The sequence below is a fragment of the Gordonia prachuapensis genome (assembly GCF_036350515.1).
In the GTDB taxonomy this organism is placed as follows: Bacteria; Actinomycetota; Actinomycetes; order Mycobacteriales; family Mycobacteriaceae; genus Gordonia; species Gordonia prachuapensis.
Map to the genome: position 1 here is coordinate 1 of NZ_JAZDUE010000011.1, position 15206 is coordinate 15206.

Here is a 15206-nt window from a genome sequence, read left to right on the forward strand (position 1 = left end):
TGATGATTTCGACGTCCAGGCGGCGCCTCGCTTCGTTGGCGTCGTCGCAGGTACATCCAGTACCTGCTCCTCCGCCGCCTCGCGATGCATCCACCTGGACCGCCGAACTCATGAAACGAATTTCCGATGCGGGACACCAGGTTCCGATCGCCCCACGGCGGCCCGGATCGCACTCAGCCCAGGTCGCCTCCGGCGACGGGCAGGACCGTACCGGTGATGTAGGACGCCTCGTCGGACGCGAGGAAGGTGATCGCGGCGGCCTGCTCGTCGAGCGTGCCGTACCGATGCATCAGGCCCGATGCCAGAGTCTGGTCGATGTGGGCCTGGAACCACTGCTGTTCGGTGGCGTCGGCCGGTTCGGGCGTACCGCGCGAGATCCGCCGCGGCGGCGCTTCGGTCCCGCCGGGTGCGGTGGCGACCACGCGGATTCCGTCCTCGGCATATTCCATCGCCAGCGACGCGGTGATCGCGTTGATGCCGCCTTTTGCCGCCGAGTACGGGATCCGATTGATTCCGCGGGTGGCCGCCGACGACACGTTGACGATGACACCGGCTCCGCGCCGGACCATCGACGGCAAGGCGGCGCGGCATGCGAACAGAGTGGTCATCAAGGAGCGGTCGATCTCGGCGCGGATCTGGTCGTCGGTGAACTCGGTGAACGGCTTGAAGTTGATCGCACCACCCACATTGTTGATCAGCACATCGATGCGTCCATGTGCGGCGAGCGCCGCCGCCACCACCGATTCGGCGCCGGCGTAGGTCTCGAGGTCGGCGATCGCTGGTGTCGCGGCAGGACCGGTCGTGGCGAGTTCGTCGGCCAGCTCGGTCACGAGATCCGAGCGGTCGGCCAACACCACCTTGCCGCCCTCGGCACTGATCCTGCGTGCGGTCGCCGCACCGATACCCTGGGCGGCGCCGGTGACCACCACGACCTTTCCGGCGAATCGGCCGGGGGTGACGAAACGCGGCCGGTGGGCGGCGAGTTCGTCGGCCATCGCCCTGCGCATCGTCTGTTTGGAGCGGTCGGCGTGCGCGGAGATGAGCGTGCGGGCGGCGTCGCGGTCACCGGATTCGAACGCGGTGACGATGTCGACGTGATCCTGTGCGCAGAGTGGGTGACACCAGGTGGCGTGGCGGAGCACCTCGCTCATCCGGCCCTTCACACCGAGCGCCTGATACGCCTCCAACAGGTGGGAGTTGCCGGTCAGGCTGAACAGATAGTCGTGGAAATTGGCGTTCGTCTCGGTGTATTCGGCGGCATCGACGAATTGGTCGCCGTCGACGAACGGCAACGTCGTCTCTGCGAGCAGCCGGTATCCCGCGAGCTGCTGGCTGGTCAGTCGGCCGAAGGTCAGTTCGAGCGCGCCGAGTTCCAGAGCCGCACGGGCTTCGAAGAGCGCGTCGGACTCGTGGATGGCCGGATGCTCCTCACCGATCTGGTAGCCCTCCGATGCGACCGTCGGCGCAGCCGTATCCGGTTGCTCGACAGGCATTTCGGGTATCAACCCGGTGGGGGAGACTGCGGTGGGTGCGGACGCTGTGTCGGTCGGATGCAGAACGGTGACGCCGGCCGGCGCGAACATCTCCTGTCCGGCGATGCCGCGTGCCTGGATCGGGATGAGGCGACCGTCATCGGGGTCAACGGCGGCGTCCGAACCCGAAGCGGTCCAGACGGTTTGGCCCGCGATGCACAGCCGGGTGTCGTCGTCGGCCGGAGGTGCCGTCGCCTCGGGCCAGGCGGCGATGTCACTGGCGGGCAGCGTGATCTGGCCGGCGATCGCCCGGGCGTCGGGCGCCTCGATCAGGGCGTCCTGGGTGACGGTCACCGAAAGGGCAGCGGCCGCCTCGGTCGCGACCTCGGGCTCGGTCGTCGCCGCGGCCGCGGGAACCGCGAGCGCGAACTTCTCGTAGTAGAAGCCGGTTGGGTCGATGCCCTCGTCGGTGACGTGTTTGCGTACCGACTCCACCATCGGTGGCGGACCACAGAGGTAGATGGCGACGTCGCCGTCGTAGAGGTGGTCCGGCTCGATCAGGCTCATCACGTAGCCCTTGTTGGCGGCGGCGCTCTGCGGGTCGGAGACGCAGTGGTCCCAGGTGAATCCGGGCAGTTCGCGCGCGAAGTACTCGATCTCGTCGAGGGCCACCAGGTCGATGTCGGTGGAGACACCGTAGATCAGATGCACCTTGCGGCGACTGTTGTCGTCGTGCAGCTTTCGCAGCATCGACAGGATCGGCGCCAATCCGGTGCCGCCGGCCAGGAGCAGGACCGGTCGACTCGCCTCACGCAGGAAGAACGAACCGTGCGGACCGGTGAACGTGATCGACTCGCCGCGCCGGGCGCGATCGGTCAGGTAGGTGGACATCGCGCCGCCCGGTGACAGTTTCACGAGGAAGACCAGTCGCTCCTCGTGGGGTCCGTTGGCGAAGGAGTACGACCGCGACAGCAGTCCGCCCTCACCGTCGTCGGTACCGGGCACCGCGATGTTGACGTATTGGCCGGGCAGGAAGGCCAGATCTCCACGGTTGGGGATCTCGATCCCGAGCCGCATCGTGGAATCCGACAGCCGCTCGATGTCGACCACGGTTCCGGTGAACGTGGCGGCCTGTGTCTTGGCGACATCGGAGGTGGCCGAGATCTGCAGGATCAGATCGGTTCTCGGCTTCATGCTGCACGGCAGGGCATAACCCTCGGCGGACTCGGACTCCGACAGGGCATCCTCGATGTAGGTGCCGCCGTCGTAGTCTCCCGACTCGCAGAACGCCTTGCAGGTGCCGCACGCACCGTCGCGGCAGTCGAGAGGGATGTTGATCCGCTGACGGTAGGAGGCGTCGGCGACGGTCTGATCCTCGCGACAGGTGATGAACCGTGTGACACCGTCCTCGAAGGCAAGTGCGACCTGGTGCGTCGGTGCGTCCGCACCGGTTGCGGCAGCGGTGTTTCGGTCGGTCGTGACAGTCATCTGCTCGGATCCTAGAAGTGGTAGACGTCGACCACGTGATGGATGTAGTCGTTCTTGAGGACGATCGTCTTGCGCCGGATCAGCGGTTGCTCACCGGAGAAGTCGATCGTGTAGAACGAGGTCCCGTAATAGGGGTCCACCGTGTGATACCGGAAATACATGGTGTGCCAGTTGAATCGGACGTCGACGAGGTCGCCGCGCCGTTCGATGACCTCGACGTTGCTGATGTTGTGGCTGGTCCGGGGCTCGGGCAGAGATGTCGCCGACGATCGCTCGGTTCGGATGCGGAACACCCGGTCCTCGAGACCGCCCTTGTTGGGGTAGTAGATCAGCGAGATCTCGCGCTGGGGATCCTCGGTGAGCCGGTCGGCGTCGTCCCAGGACGGCATCCAGTAGACGACGTCGTCGGCGTAGCAGTCGAGCCACTTCTCGAACTCGCGGTCGTCGAGATAGCGGGCCTCGCGGTAGAGGAACTGCTCGATCATGTTCTGGGTGATGAGCTTTCCCTCCGAGGAGGGTACCTGGGTGGGGGTGGGCTGGGTGGTGGTCATGGGATGTCCTGTTCGGGGTTTGGCGGTCTGGTCTCGAGGTCTCGATACGCCCTCGGCTAGCGCCTCGGGCTACTCGACCGGCGAAGGGGCTAGCGCCTCGGGCTACTCGACCGGCGAAGAGGCCGGCGGTGGGGCCGGCGCCTCGGGCTACTCGACCACCGAAGGATCGGCTTCTTCCGCGGCCGCGGCCTTGCGCATCGTGTCCAGCCAGTAGCCGTGCTGCACCGGATACAGGCCCTCGTCCTCGTTCTTCATGCCCGCCGAGATGACCCCGGTCATGCCGAGGGTCTCGGCGACCTCGTCGGGGCCGGTGAGCCAGTGTTCGGCGCCGCGGCTCATGTCGTTCCACGGCGCTGCCTGCGCGCGGAAGGTGAGTTGGCAGGACCGGAACTCCTCGAGGTCGTCGGGGGTCGCCATGCCGGAGGCGTTGAAGAAGTCCTCGTACTGCCGGATCCGGTGGGAGCGGGCGGCATCGCTCTCACCCTTCGGGGCGATGCAGTAAATGGTGACCTCGGTCTTGTCTGGCGCGATCGGCCGGAAGTGGCGGATCTGCGTCGAGAACTGGTCCATCAGATACACATTCGGATACAGGCACAGATTGCGCGACCCCTTCACCATGAACTCGCCCTTGGCGTCGCCGAACTGCTCCTTGAGTTCGTCCATCTTGTCCCACAACGGACGATCCTGAGGATTCGCCGCCCAGGTCCACAGGCACAGATGGCCGTTGGGGTAGGACCAGTACCCGCCGCCGGACTTGCCCCAGCCGCCGGCGTCGAGCGCCTTGGTCTCGTTCTTGGACTCACCGGTGGATCGCCGTGAGGTGGTCGCCGCGTAGTTCCAGTGCGTCGCCGTCACGTGGTAGCCGTCGGCGCCGTTCTCCGCCTGGACCTTCCAGTTGCCGTCGAAGGTGTAGGTGGAGGCGCCGCGCAGCACCTCGAGACCGTCGGGTGACTGGTCGACCAGCATGTCGATCACGAGGCGGGTGTCGCCGAGGTGCTCATCGAGGTCGAGCACATCGGGGTTGAGGCTGCCGAACAGGAAACCGCGGTAGCTGTCGAACCGAGCCACCTTGGTGAGGTTGTGCGACCCGTTGACGTTGAAGGTCTCCGGGTAGCCGGCGCCGTAGGGGTCCTTCACCTTGAGCAGGGTGCCGTCGTTGCGGAAGGTCCAGCCGTGGAACGGACAGGTGAGGGTCATCCGGTTGTCCGTCTTACGGCGGCAGATCATCGCGCCGCGGTGGGCGCAGGCGTTGATCAGGCAGTGCAGTTCGCCGTCCTTGTCACGCGTGATCATCACGGGCTGCCGCCCGATGTAGGTCGTGAAGTAGTCGCCCGGATTGGGCACCTGGCTCTCGTGCGCCAGGTAGATCCAGTTGCCCTCGAAGATGTGTTTCATCTCGAGTTCGAAGATGTCCTCGTCGGTGAAGATGCGGCGATTGGCCCGATAGATGCCGGCCTCGCGGTCGTCGATGACGGCATCTTCGAGGACCGAGTGCACGTGCTGCAGGTTGTCGGTGATCGACGCGGTCATGTCCTACCTCCAAGAGATGTGGGCTGTCTCCTGCACTCTCGCACTGCGTGGTGGCGATCACACCCGGGCAAACGCTAGTCCTGACCTAGGACAATATTGATAACTGACATCGATCAATTGTAGGAAAATGTGTCCTTGTCTCGTATGGATTGCCGTCCTACCGTGGATTCAGACGTGGTGCCGATCACAATGCACTCCGTCGTGAGACATCGGGACCCGAGGCACACAGAAAGTTCGCGCAACATGGAGCTACGGCATCTCCGCTACTTCGCGGCCGTCGCCGAGACCTGCCATTTCGGGCAGGCGGCCCAGCAGCTGCATGTCGCGCAGCCCGCGCTGTCCTACGCGATCCGCCAACTCGAAGCCGAGCTCGACGTCACGCTCTTCACGCGGACGACGCGGCAGGTCTCCCTCACCCCCGCCGGGGAATACCTACAGGCCGAGGCTGCCCGGATACTCGGGCGCGTGGACGACGCCGTTGACGGTGTGCGACGCATCGCCGCCGGCCGAAGCGGCCTGATCCGGCTCGGGCTGACGGGCATCGCGGCGTTCTCCCATCTGCCGCGCATCGCCCGCGTCGTCAAGCGCGAGCTGCCCGATGTCGACCTGGAGATCAGTTCGGACATGCTGACCCCGGCCCAGTGCGACGGCTTGCGCGCGCTGAGCATCGATCTCGGTGTGCTGCGCCCGCCCGTGGTGGGCGAGGGTATCGACACCCGGATGATCGACGTCGAGCCCATGGTGCTCGCGGTGTCGGTGGATCACCGTCTCGCGATGGAGCCGGTGGTGTCGGTCGGCGATCTGCGCAACGAGATGTTCGTGATGTATGACAGCCGCGATTCCGCGGTCAACGATGCGACCTTGCGGACCTGTCACCAGGCGGGGTTCGTGCCCCAGCGTGCGCACCGGGCGCCCGGGACCGCCGTCCTGCTTGCCCTCGTCGCCGCGGGCATGGGGGTGGCCGTGGTACCGGCGTCGATCCGCTCGCTTCCGCTGGAAGGCCTGGTCGTTCGCGATCTCGTCGACGCGGGCAGTGTCGAACTGGCACTCGCGTGGCGAACAGACCAGGACAACCCCGTCGTCGATGCGGTCGGTGAGGTGATCGCGGCCGCGTTCGGTGCGGACGTGACAACCGGAGCGCATCCCACCAACGACGTCTACTTGGGAGAGTCAAGATGAAAATAACTGCAGTGGAGGCGATCCCGTTCTCCATTCCGTATTCGAAGCCGTTGCGATTCGCATCCGGTGAGGTGCATGCCGCCGAACACGTCCTGGTCCGGGTGCGCACCGACGACGGCATCGTCGGGGTCGCCGAGGCCCCGCCGCGGCCGTTCACCTACGGAGAGACGCAGGACGGCATCATCGCGGTGATCGAGAAGGTGTTCGCACCCCAGATCGTCGGCCTGACCTTGCTCGAACGGGAGGTCGTCACCACCCGGCTGGCCCGCACAGTCGGGAATCCGACCGCGAAATCCGCAGTGGACATGGCGATCTGGGATGCGTTGGGAAAATCCCTCGGAATGCCGGTGGCCGACCTGCTCGGCGGCTACACCGACCGCATGCGGGTCAGCCACATGCTCGGATTCGACGATCCGGCCACCATGGTCGCCGAGGCCGAGAAGATGCGGGATGTCTACGGCATCAGCACATTCAAGGTGAAGGTCGGGCGTCGTCCCGTCCATCTCGACACCGCGGTGGTCCGGGCCCTGCGCGAGCGGTTCGGCAACAGCGTCGACCTGTACGTCGACGGCAACCGCGGATGGACGCCGTCCGAATCCGCGCGGGCGATGAAGGACATGGCCGACCTCGATCTGCTGTTCGCCGAGGAACTCTGCCCGGCCGACGACGTGATCGGCCGGCGGTGGCTCGTCGGCCAACTCGACGTGCCCTTCATCGCCGACGAATCGGTGCCGACGGCAGCCGACGTCACCCGCGAGATCCTCGCGGGAGCGGCGACCGCCATCAGCATCAAGACCGCCCGCACCGGATTCACGGCGTCGCGACGAGTCCATCACCTCGCGGAAGGACTCGGCCTGGAGGTGGTGATCGGCAACCAGATCGACGGACAGGTCGGCACCGCCTGCGCGCTGGCGTTCGGGTCGGCGTTCGAGTCCACCTCACGCAATGCGGGCGAGCTCTCCAACTTCCTGGACATGACCGACGACCTGCTCACGATACCTCTCCGGATCAGTGACGGGTATCTGCACCGATCAGCTTGCGCCGGAATCGGATTCGAGATCGACCCGGACAAGCTGGCCCACTACCGACTCGATCGGAGCTGACGATGCTATTTCACGTGCGGATGGACGTCCACATCCCGACCGACCTCGATCCCGACGTGCGTGCCGAGATCGTGGCGCGCGAGAAGGGGTATTCGCAGGATCTGCAGCGCAGTGGCAAGTGGCCGCACATCTGGCGCATCGTCGGCGAATACTCCAACTTCTCCATCTTCGACGTCACCGACAACGACGAACTGCACGAGATCCTGTCCGGCCTCCCATTGTTTCCCTACATGGACATCGCGGTGACCCCCCTGGCCACCCACCCATCGGATATCGCTGCGGGCTGACCGGCCCCCTCCCACAGCGCCAGCCCACGGGCCACATCAAGAAGGAGCACGACCCATGACCGACACCAGTTTCGACACCGAGGTCAACGCCAAGGCGGCGGAGTCCGGCGCCAACGCATCCGCCCGTTTCCGTGAGCGTATGGCCGGCGCCGGCACGCGTTCCGGCGTCGTCGACACCGCGCGGGTCGACCATCTCGCGTCCAAGGTCATCAAGGCGATCAACGACATCGTCATCGACGACAAGGTCAGCTACGAGGAGTACAACGCGCTCAAGGCATGGCTGATCAAGGTGGGCGAGGACGGCGAATGGCCGCTCTTCCTCGATGTCTGGGTCGAGCACTCCGTCGAAGAAGTGGCCAGCGCCCACCGCGAGGGCAGCAAGGGCACCATCGAGGGTCCGTACTACCTGGACGGCTCACCCGAGCTGGGGTGGAACGGAACCATCCCGATGCGCGACGATGAACCCGGCACCCCGATGGTGTTCTCCGGTCAGGTCCGTGCCGTCGACGGCACCCCGCTCACCGGAGCGAAGATCGAACTGTGGCACGCCGACGATCTCGGCTTCTATTCGCAGTTCGCGCCCGGACTCCCGGAGTGGAACCTGCGCGGCACCTGGACGGCCAACGAGGACGGCCGGTTCGAGATCCACAGCCTGCGTCCGGCGCCGTATCAGATCCCGACCGACGGTGCCTGCGGCCAGCTCATCGCGGCCGCCGGTTGGCATGCCTGGCGTCCGGCGCACCTGCACTTCAAGGTGAGCGCTCCCGGCTACGAGCTGATCACCACGCAGCTCTACTTCCCGGGCGACCCGCACAATGACGACGACATCGCATCGGCGGTCAAGCCGGAGCTCATGCTGGACCCGCACGACATCCCGAACGGCGAAGGCGTCGCGGTGGAGTACGACTTCGTGCTCGACCCGGAGCGCTGAACGCGTGCTCGTCGCCCCGACGTCACTGGTGGCCGCCACGTCGTCCGACGCTCTCGTCGCCGCACGGCGACAGGCGCAGGCGTGGCGATCACCGGAGATGGCGATCGCCGACCGCGATCTGACCGACGCCGCGTTGAGTGACCTCGCGGTCACGGCGGAGGGCGTAGGGGAGGATTCGTTCGGCCGTGCCGTGTCGGCGATCCAGGCGGCGCGGTCCGGACGATTTCCCGTCATCCCGCACATCGATGCGGCGACAGAGATATTCCGGAGCTTCCTGTCGCATGACCTGATCGACGGATGGGTCTACGTCCGCGAATCCGACGGGCATCTACACCCGTATCTGGTCACCGACATCACCATGGAGCATGCCGACCGCACCCACGGTGCCCGGATCAAGATCACCATGGAGGCCGACAACGCAACGGTGAAGCGGCCGTCGCGCAAACCCCGGGTGTTGTTGTTCGAGGCCACCGAAGTCGTCGGCAAGGTTCCCGCCGACGTCCTCGCGGCCGGCGGGGCCTACAAGGAGACCCGAGAGCTGAAGGCTGCGTACGAAACCCGCCGCAACGACTACCGCGACATCATCGACAACGGGTTCGGCAGACAGTTCCGGTTCACCGGCCGGGTGATCCGGACCGACGACTACCGGTCGCCGAACACACGGGAGAACCGCAAGGTCGTCCACGACGTCGCGCCCGGCGAGATCGCCGCGTTGCGGATGGTGGCGCCGTCGATCCTGTTCTCGGACAGCGTCGCCGGGGATGGCGCCTACGGCCCCGTCCCGGTCATCACCGCCGTCCGGGTCTTCGACCTCGGCGCGCAGGACTTCCTCGACGTCAACACCGCCGACCTGCGGTCCTACGAGTACGACGCCCACCTACAGGACAAGCTGGTGTTGCCCGACGAGCAGCGGGAACTGCTCAACATCCTCACCACCGACATCTCCGTCTTCACCGGCGACATCATCGACGGCAAGTCGGCGGGCAACGTCATCCTGGCGAAAGGCCGACCGGGAGTGGGGAAGACGCTGACGGCCGAGGTGTACGCGGAAGTGACGGGACGTCCGCTGTACTCCATCCATTCCGGCTCGCTCGGGGTGACCGCCGAACTGGTCCGCAAGAACCTCGAGGTGATCTTCGACCGCGCGAAGCGGTGGGACGCGGTCCTGCTGCTCGACGAGGCCGATGTGTTCGTGATGGAACGTGGACTCGACCTCGCGCAGAACGCGATCGTCGCCGAGTTCCTGCGCACCCTGGAGTATTTCGACGGCCTCCTGTTTCTCACGACCAACCGGGTCGACGGCGTCGACGAGGCGATACTCGCGCGCTGCGCCGCGGTCATCGAGTACCAGCCACCCGGCCCCAAGGATGCCCGCGAGATCTGGCAGATCCTGGCGGCCGGCAACGACGTCGCCCTCGGCGAGGAACTGCTCGACGACCTCGTCGGCGGATTTCCCGACATCACCCCGCGTGACATCAAGATGCTGCTTCGCCTCGCGTTGCGGATGGCGCGGCACCGCGGTGTGGAACTCGAGCCGTCGGTGTTCGCGAGCAGCGCGGTGTTCCGCGGCTTGCACTACCTGCCGGTGAGCGAGCGCTGACGCCTACCCTCGAACTCGTGGAGTATCCCTTCGAGATCGTCTCGCTGTTGGTGTCGCCGCGCCACGCGTACTTCGGCAGGCCGAAGGACGGGCCGGCCGACGAGGTCGAGACGTCTACACCGGAGCAGGTGGAGATCGTCGCGGACAAGGGCATTCGCGGCGACCGCTTCTTCGGGGTCCGTGCGCACACCGAAGCGGCGGTCACCTTCCTGGCGCTCGAGGCGTGGCAGGCCGCGGCCGGGGACGTCGATCCGGTCGTCGCGCGCCGCAACGTCGTCGTCCGAGGACTCGAACTCGATCCGCTGCGGGGCAGGGAGTTCACCATCGACACCGGCGACGGGCCGGTGCGGTTCCGCGGCGGACGGCCTGCGCATCCGTGCTCGTGGATGGACACCGTTGCCGGCGACGGGACCCGTAAGGCATTGATCGGGCGCGGCGGCCTTCGAGCCCAACCGCTCTCGTCCGGCCTCCTTCGGGTCGGGTCGGCGGTGATCGGCGCGGACGTCGAACTCGACGCCGCCCGCGCGGCCGATCAGGTGAAGCGGGCCCAGCCGTTGTAGGTTGGATTCGATTGGGTGAGCGGAGATCTCGATACGGTGACTCGCCTAGCGGCTCGCCACCTACTCGATCAGCGGAACAGGCGCCTCCCCCCCGTTGGTCGAGTAGCCGGCGAGCCCCCGCCCCCCGATGGTCGAGTAGCCGGCGAGCGGCAGCGAGTCGGCGTATCGAGACCTCGTGACCCGTCAACCCGCCAGCGAGCGCAGGAAGAACCGCAGATTCGCCGGCTTCTCGGCAAGTCGGCGCACGAAGTAGCCGTACCACTCGGTGCCATACGGGATGTAGACCCGAACCCGGGCGCCCTCGGCGGCCAGCCGACGCTGCTCGTCCGCGCGGATGCCGTAGAGCATCTGGTGTTCCCAGCTGTCGGGTGCCCGGTCGAACTCGTCGGCGGTGGCGCGAGCCGCATCGATGATCACCGGATCGTGGCTGGCGATCATCGGATAACCGTTGCCCTTCATCAGGATTCGCAGGCACCGCAGATACGACTCGTCGATCAGGGCACGGGTGGGATAGGCGACCGAAGCCGGCTCCGCATAGGCACCCTTGCACAACCGGATGCGTGCGCCCGACTCCGCGAACTCGACGCAGTCGTCCTCGGTCCGCCGGAGGTAGGCCTGCAGCACGGTTCCCACCTCGGGGAAGTCACGCCGGAGGCTCCGGACGATGTCGAGGCGTCCGTCGACCGTCGTGTGATCCTCGGCATCCACGGTCACCAGCACGCCGGCCTCGTGTGCGGCGGCGGCGATGGTGCGAGCGTTCTCCTCGGCGATCTTGGCGCCGTGCTCGGGAAGCGACTGGCCCAGAGCGGTCAGTTTGAGAGACACCTCGAGTCGCGCTGCACCGGACCCGGATTCAGGGAGACTCCCCATCGCTGCGATCAGTTCGAGGTAGGCCTCGACCGTCGCCGTGGCCTGCGATTCGTCCGTCGTGTCCTCACCCAGGAAATCGATGGTCACCGACAGTCCGTCGTCGAGGGATTCGCGGATCGCGGTCAGGGCGGCGGACCGGGTCTCGCCGGGCACGAACCTCTCGACCACACGGCGGGTGACGGTCAGTCGCTGTAACGAGTCCTTGATCCGCGCGCTTCGGGCGGCCGCGAGGATCATCGGGCGCAGCGTGTTGTCGAAGACGGTGCTCATGTGGGCTGCTCCATGTGGGGGTAGGCCGACGATGTCGGCGGGACGAACGTCTCTTTGATGGTGCGCGTGGAGGTCCAGCGCATCAGGTTCGCCTTGGAGCCGGCTTTGTCGTTGGTGCCGGACGCGCGGGCGCCGCCGAACGGTTGTTGTCCGACAACGGCTCCGGTCGGCTTGTCGTTGATGTAGAAGTTGCCGGCGGCCTGTCGAAGCGCACTCGACGCGGTAGCGGCTGCGTCGAGGTCGGTCGCGATGATCGAGCCCGTGAGCGCATATTTCGCGCTCGAATCGACCTGCTGGAGAGTCGATTCGAAATCGGCGTCGTCGTAGACGTGGACCGCCAGGATCGGGCCGAAGTACTCGGTGGAGAACGCCTCGTCGGTGGGGTCGTCGGACAACAAGACCGTCGGACGGACGAAGAAGCCTTCGGTGTCGTCGCAGCTCCCGCCGGCAGCCACGGTGAGGTGCGGTGCGGTCTTGGCGCGGTCGATGGCCGCCACGTTCTTGTCGAAGGCGCGTCGATCGATCAGTGCCCCACCGAAGTTGGACAGGTCGCGGACATCGCCGTAGGCCAGTTCGGTGGCCTCGGTGAGGAAGTCGTCGCCCATGCGGTCCCAGACCGACCGTGCCACGTAGGCGCGGGAGGCGGCCGAGCACTTCTGGCCCTGGTACTCGAATGCGCCTCGGATCAACGCGGTCCGCAGTACGTCCGGGTCGGCCGAGGTGTGCGCGACGATGAAGTCCTTACCTCCGGTCTCGCCGACGATCCGCGGATAGTTGCGGTATCGCTCGATGTTGGTGCCGACCTCGCGCCACAGGTGCTGAAATGTCCGGGTCGATCCGGTGAAGTGGATGCCGGCGAGGTTCTCGTCGGCGAGGACGACGTCGGAGAGGTCCTGTCCGTCACCGTGCACCAGGTTGATCACCCCGTCGGGAAGGCCGGCGGCCCGCAGCAGTTCCATCGTCTGGGCGGCAGCGTGGGCCTGGGTGGGCGACGGCTTCCAGATGACCGTGTTGCCCATCAGCATCGGTGCGGTGGGGAGGTTGCCGGCGATCGCGGTGAAGTTGAACGGGGTGATCGCGTAGACGAAACCGTCCAGCGGACGGTGGTCGAGGCGATTCCACACCCCGGGGGACGAGATCGGCTGCTCGGCGAGGATCTCACGGGCGAAGGCGACGTTGAACCGCCAGAAGTCGATGAGCTCGCACGGCGCGTCGATCTCGGCCTGCTGCACCGATTTGGACTGTCCCAACATGGTCGCCGCGGCGATCCGCTCCCGCCACGGGCCGCTCAGCAGATCTGCGGCGCGCAGCAGCACGGTGGCGCGCTCGTCGAACGAAGCGGCGGCCCACTGCGGTGCGGCGGCACGAGCGGCGTCGACGGCGGCCCGCGCGTCGTCGTGGGTGGCGTTGCTGATGGTGCCGAGCACCTCACGGTGCGCATGTGGCTGCACGATGTCGACGCGCGATCCGCTACCGCGATGCTCGCGGCCGCCGATGATGTGCGGCAGGTCGATCGGGTCGGCCGTCGACTGGCGTTCGAGTTCGGCCTGGATTCTCGCGCGCTCGGCGGTTCCGATCGCATAGGTGTGTACCGGCTCGTTGACGGGGCGTGGGGGAGAGGTGATGGCGTCCATGAAGACAGTCCACCTGGAGCTCTCACCAGGCGAAATGTTCTATCAGTCAATACTTGGTGGGTCTTGTTGTCCGATCGGACAAGGCTGGTGCGGCATACTCGAACCATGACGGCATCCGCAGGCGCCACCCTCGGACGGTTGTTGCTGGCCTTGGACCGCACGGTTGCCACGCTGTCGGTGGCGCCGACCGGGCTCGATGTCCGGGTGACGTCGGCGGCTCTGCTCGACGTCGACGACATCCGGCTCGGGTTGGGACGGGCGGCCCGCGGCGCCGATCTGTTCCTGTTCGTGGGTGTGCCCGACGACGCGGTCCTCACCTGGTTATCGGGTCTGTCCGGCCGACAGCCGGTGGCCGTCTTCTGCAAGTCGCCGTCGGATCGGGTGGTCGCCCGCGCGGAGGAGGCCGGGGTCGCGGTGGTCGCGGTCGACCCGCATGCACGGTGGGAACGGATCTATCACCTCGTGATGCGTGTCCTGGAATCGGATACCGACGGCTCCCTGATGGCCGGGGAATCGATGCGGTCGGGAACCACCGGGGACCTTTTCGACCTCGCCGCCGAGATCGCCCGCCGCACCGGCGCCCTGGTGAGCATCGAGGACGAACGTGCGCACGTCCTCGCCTACAGCAGCGCGGGCGACGAAGCCGACGAACTGCGCAGGCTGTCGATCCTCGGCCGGGAGGGACCACCCGAGATGATGGCCTGGTTGCGCAACTGGGGTGTCATGGACGTGCTGCGGACCACGTCGGAGATCGTCACGGTCGCCGAGCATCCCGACCTGGGTGTCCGATCGCGCCGGGCCGTGGCGATTCGCGGACCTGCAAGGGAACGATCACCCGGCGAATTCCTGGGCGTGATCTGGCTGCAACGCGGTGCCACGCACTTCTCCCGAGACGTCGACGACATCCTCACCGGGGCCGCAGCCGTTGCCGCACGGGTGATCTCGCGCAGCCGCTCGGTAGGGTCGGGCCACGACGACGTGGTACGACGACTTCTGGGGCTGCGCGGTGAGGTCGTCGACGCTGAGTTCCTTGCGACGCAACTCGGCATCCCCGTCGCAGCGTCGATTGTTCTCGTCGGATTGGCAGCCGCCGATCCGTCCGGCTCCGACGGCCCGAACCCGTTCGGGTCCTCCGGCGCGATATCCGCATTGACCCTGCATGCGAGCGCGTTCAGCCCGTTGTCGGTGACGACCACCTCGGGTTCGCGCGCTTACGTGATGCTGCCCGAGGTGACGAGTCCGGGGACGGTGACGTGGGCACGCGCGACCCTCCTGGCGTCGCGTCGACAGTTCGGCGCGAGGTTGCGTGCGGTCGTCGCGGGCCCGGCGAACGGACTGCATGAGGTACCTGCGCTACGCGGGCAGGTGGACCGGGTGCTCGATGCAGCCGAGCGCGAGGGAGAACTGATCGACGAGGTGAGCACAGTCGAGCAATCACAGACAGGCGTGCTGCTCGGCGAGATCGTGGCCCACCTGGCGGCCAACCCCGAGCTCGTCGACAGCCGCGTCACCGAGCTCGCCGATCTGGATGAGCGCACCGGCAGTGCGTTCACCGAGTCGCTGCGCGCCTATCTCGATCATTTCGGCGATGTCCGCGCCGCCGCATCCGCGTTGCACGTGCACCCCAACACCCTGCGCTACCGAATTCGCCGACTGCACAGTCTCACCGGCATGGATCTCGACGATCCGGCGACCCGGCTGGTCGTCGCGCTGTCCCTGCGTGCAACGTGA

At 66.6% G+C, this 15206-nt stretch carries 12 protein-coding genes; 7 read left to right on the forward strand and 5 right to left on the reverse strand.

Annotation, left to right across the window (positions count from 1 at the left end; all coding sequences use genetic code 11):
- Positions 1 to 173: 173 nt before the first annotated feature.
- The 3 genes from benC to benA form a co-directional block, all read right to left on the reverse strand.
- Entirely contained in the window at positions 174 to 2960 is a 2787-nt protein-coding gene (gene benC / locus V1Y59_RS13935; RefSeq protein WP_330505566.1) for a benzoate 1,2-dioxygenase electron transfer component BenC, read from the reverse strand.
- Between the two features lie 11 nt (positions 2961 to 2971).
- A complete protein-coding gene (gene benB / locus V1Y59_RS13940) occupies positions 2972 to 3511 on the reverse strand; it encodes a benzoate 1,2-dioxygenase small subunit (protein WP_330505567.1) in 540 nt (179 codons plus the stop codon).
- A gap of 147 nt (positions 3512 to 3658) precedes the next feature.
- Complete coding sequence (gene benA, locus V1Y59_RS13945) at positions 3659 to 5041, reverse strand: benzoate 1,2-dioxygenase large subunit (protein WP_330505568.1); 1383 nt, start codon at positions 5039 to 5041, stop codon at positions 3659 to 3661.
- Positions 5042 to 5284: 243 nt separating this feature from the next.
- On the opposite strand from benA, the gene V1Y59_RS13950 reads away from it, so the two are divergent.
- From V1Y59_RS13950 to V1Y59_RS13975, 6 genes are read left to right on the forward strand one after another with little or no spacing between them, the layout of a single operon-like run.
- Positions 5285 to 6220, forward strand: a complete 936-nt coding sequence (locus tag V1Y59_RS13950) for a LysR family transcriptional regulator (RefSeq protein WP_330505569.1) — start codon at positions 5285 to 5287, stop codon at positions 6218 to 6220.
- On the forward strand, positions 6217 to 7323 hold the full coding sequence (locus V1Y59_RS13955; protein ID WP_330505570.1) for a mandelate racemase/muconate lactonizing enzyme family protein: 1107 nt from the start codon (positions 6217 to 6219) through the stop codon (positions 7321 to 7323). The genes V1Y59_RS13950 and V1Y59_RS13955 overlap by 4 nt, the downstream gene beginning before the upstream one ends.
- A gap of 2 nt (positions 7324 to 7325) precedes the next feature.
- Positions 7326 to 7610 (forward strand): muconolactone Delta-isomerase, encoded by a 285-nt coding sequence (catC, locus tag V1Y59_RS13960; protein WP_330430875.1) that lies wholly within the window; start codon positions 7326 to 7328, stop codon positions 7608 to 7610.
- A 55-nt stretch (positions 7611 to 7665) separates the two neighbouring features.
- The gene (gene catA / locus V1Y59_RS13965) at positions 7666 to 8541 is read left to right on the forward strand and encodes a catechol 1,2-dioxygenase (RefSeq protein ID WP_330505571.1); all 876 of its coding nucleotides are present in this window, start codon (positions 7666 to 7668) and stop codon (positions 8539 to 8541) included.
- 4 nt (positions 8542 to 8545) lie between these two features.
- On the forward strand, positions 8546 to 10141 hold the full coding sequence (locus tag V1Y59_RS13970) for an ATP-binding protein (protein ID WP_330505572.1): 1596 nt from the start codon (positions 8546 to 8548) through the stop codon (positions 10139 to 10141).
- 17 nt (positions 10142 to 10158) lie between these two features.
- Positions 10159 to 10701: a molybdenum cofactor biosysynthesis protein gene (locus V1Y59_RS13975; RefSeq protein ID WP_330505573.1), complete on the forward strand. Its 543-nt coding sequence runs from the start codon at positions 10159 to 10161 to the stop codon at positions 10699 to 10701.
- 183 nt (positions 10702 to 10884) lie between these two features.
- Here the strand turns inward: V1Y59_RS13975 and V1Y59_RS13980 are convergent, their stop codons facing one another.
- Positions 10885 to 11841 (reverse strand): proline dehydrogenase family protein, encoded by a 957-nt coding sequence (locus V1Y59_RS13980; RefSeq protein ID WP_330505574.1) that lies wholly within the window; start codon positions 11839 to 11841, stop codon positions 10885 to 10887.
- On the reverse strand, positions 11838 to 13475 hold the full coding sequence (gene pruA / locus V1Y59_RS13985) for an L-glutamate gamma-semialdehyde dehydrogenase (protein WP_330505575.1): 1638 nt from the start codon (positions 13473 to 13475) through the stop codon (positions 11838 to 11840). Before pruA ends, V1Y59_RS13980 begins: the two co-directional genes overlap by 4 nt.
- A gap of 105 nt (positions 13476 to 13580) precedes the next feature.
- On the opposite strand from pruA, the gene V1Y59_RS13990 reads away from it, so the two are divergent.
- The gene (locus tag V1Y59_RS13990) at positions 13581 to 15206 is read left to right on the forward strand and encodes a PucR family transcriptional regulator (RefSeq protein WP_330505576.1); all 1626 of its coding nucleotides are present in this window, start codon (positions 13581 to 13583) and stop codon (positions 15204 to 15206) included.

Excerpts from the sequence above, each read along its gene's own strand:
- pruA (WP_330505575.1), bottom strand. The coding sequence starts at position 13,475 with ATGGACGCCATCACCTCTCCCCCACGCCCCGTCAACGAGCCGGTACAC.
- V1Y59_RS13950 (WP_330505569.1), top strand. The coding sequence starts at position 5,285 with ATGGAGCTACGGCATCTCCGCTACTTCGCGGCCGTCGCCGAGACCTGC.
- benA (WP_330505568.1), bottom strand. The coding sequence starts at position 5,041 with ATGACCGCGTCGATCACCGACAACCTGCAGCACGTGCACTCGGTCCTC.
- catC (WP_330430875.1), top strand. The coding sequence starts at position 7,326 with ATGCTATTTCACGTGCGGATGGACGTCCACATCCCGACCGACCTCGAT.
- V1Y59_RS13980 (WP_330505574.1), bottom strand. The coding sequence starts at position 11,841 with ATGAGCACCGTCTTCGACAACACGCTGCGCCCGATGATCCTCGCGGCC.
- V1Y59_RS13990 (WP_330505576.1), top strand. The coding sequence starts at position 13,581 with ATGACGGCATCCGCAGGCGCCACCCTCGGACGGTTGTTGCTGGCCTTG.
- V1Y59_RS13955 (WP_330505570.1), top strand. The coding sequence starts at position 6,217 with ATGAAAATAACTGCAGTGGAGGCGATCCCGTTCTCCATTCCGTATTCG.
- benB (WP_330505567.1), bottom strand. The coding sequence starts at position 3,511 with ATGACCACCACCCAGCCCACCCCCACCCAGGTACCCTCCTCGGAGGGA.
- catA (WP_330505571.1), top strand. The coding sequence starts at position 7,666 with ATGACCGACACCAGTTTCGACACCGAGGTCAACGCCAAGGCGGCGGAG.
- benC (WP_330505566.1), bottom strand. The coding sequence starts at position 2,960 with ATGACTGTCACGACCGACCGAAACACCGCTGCCGCAACCGGTGCGGAC.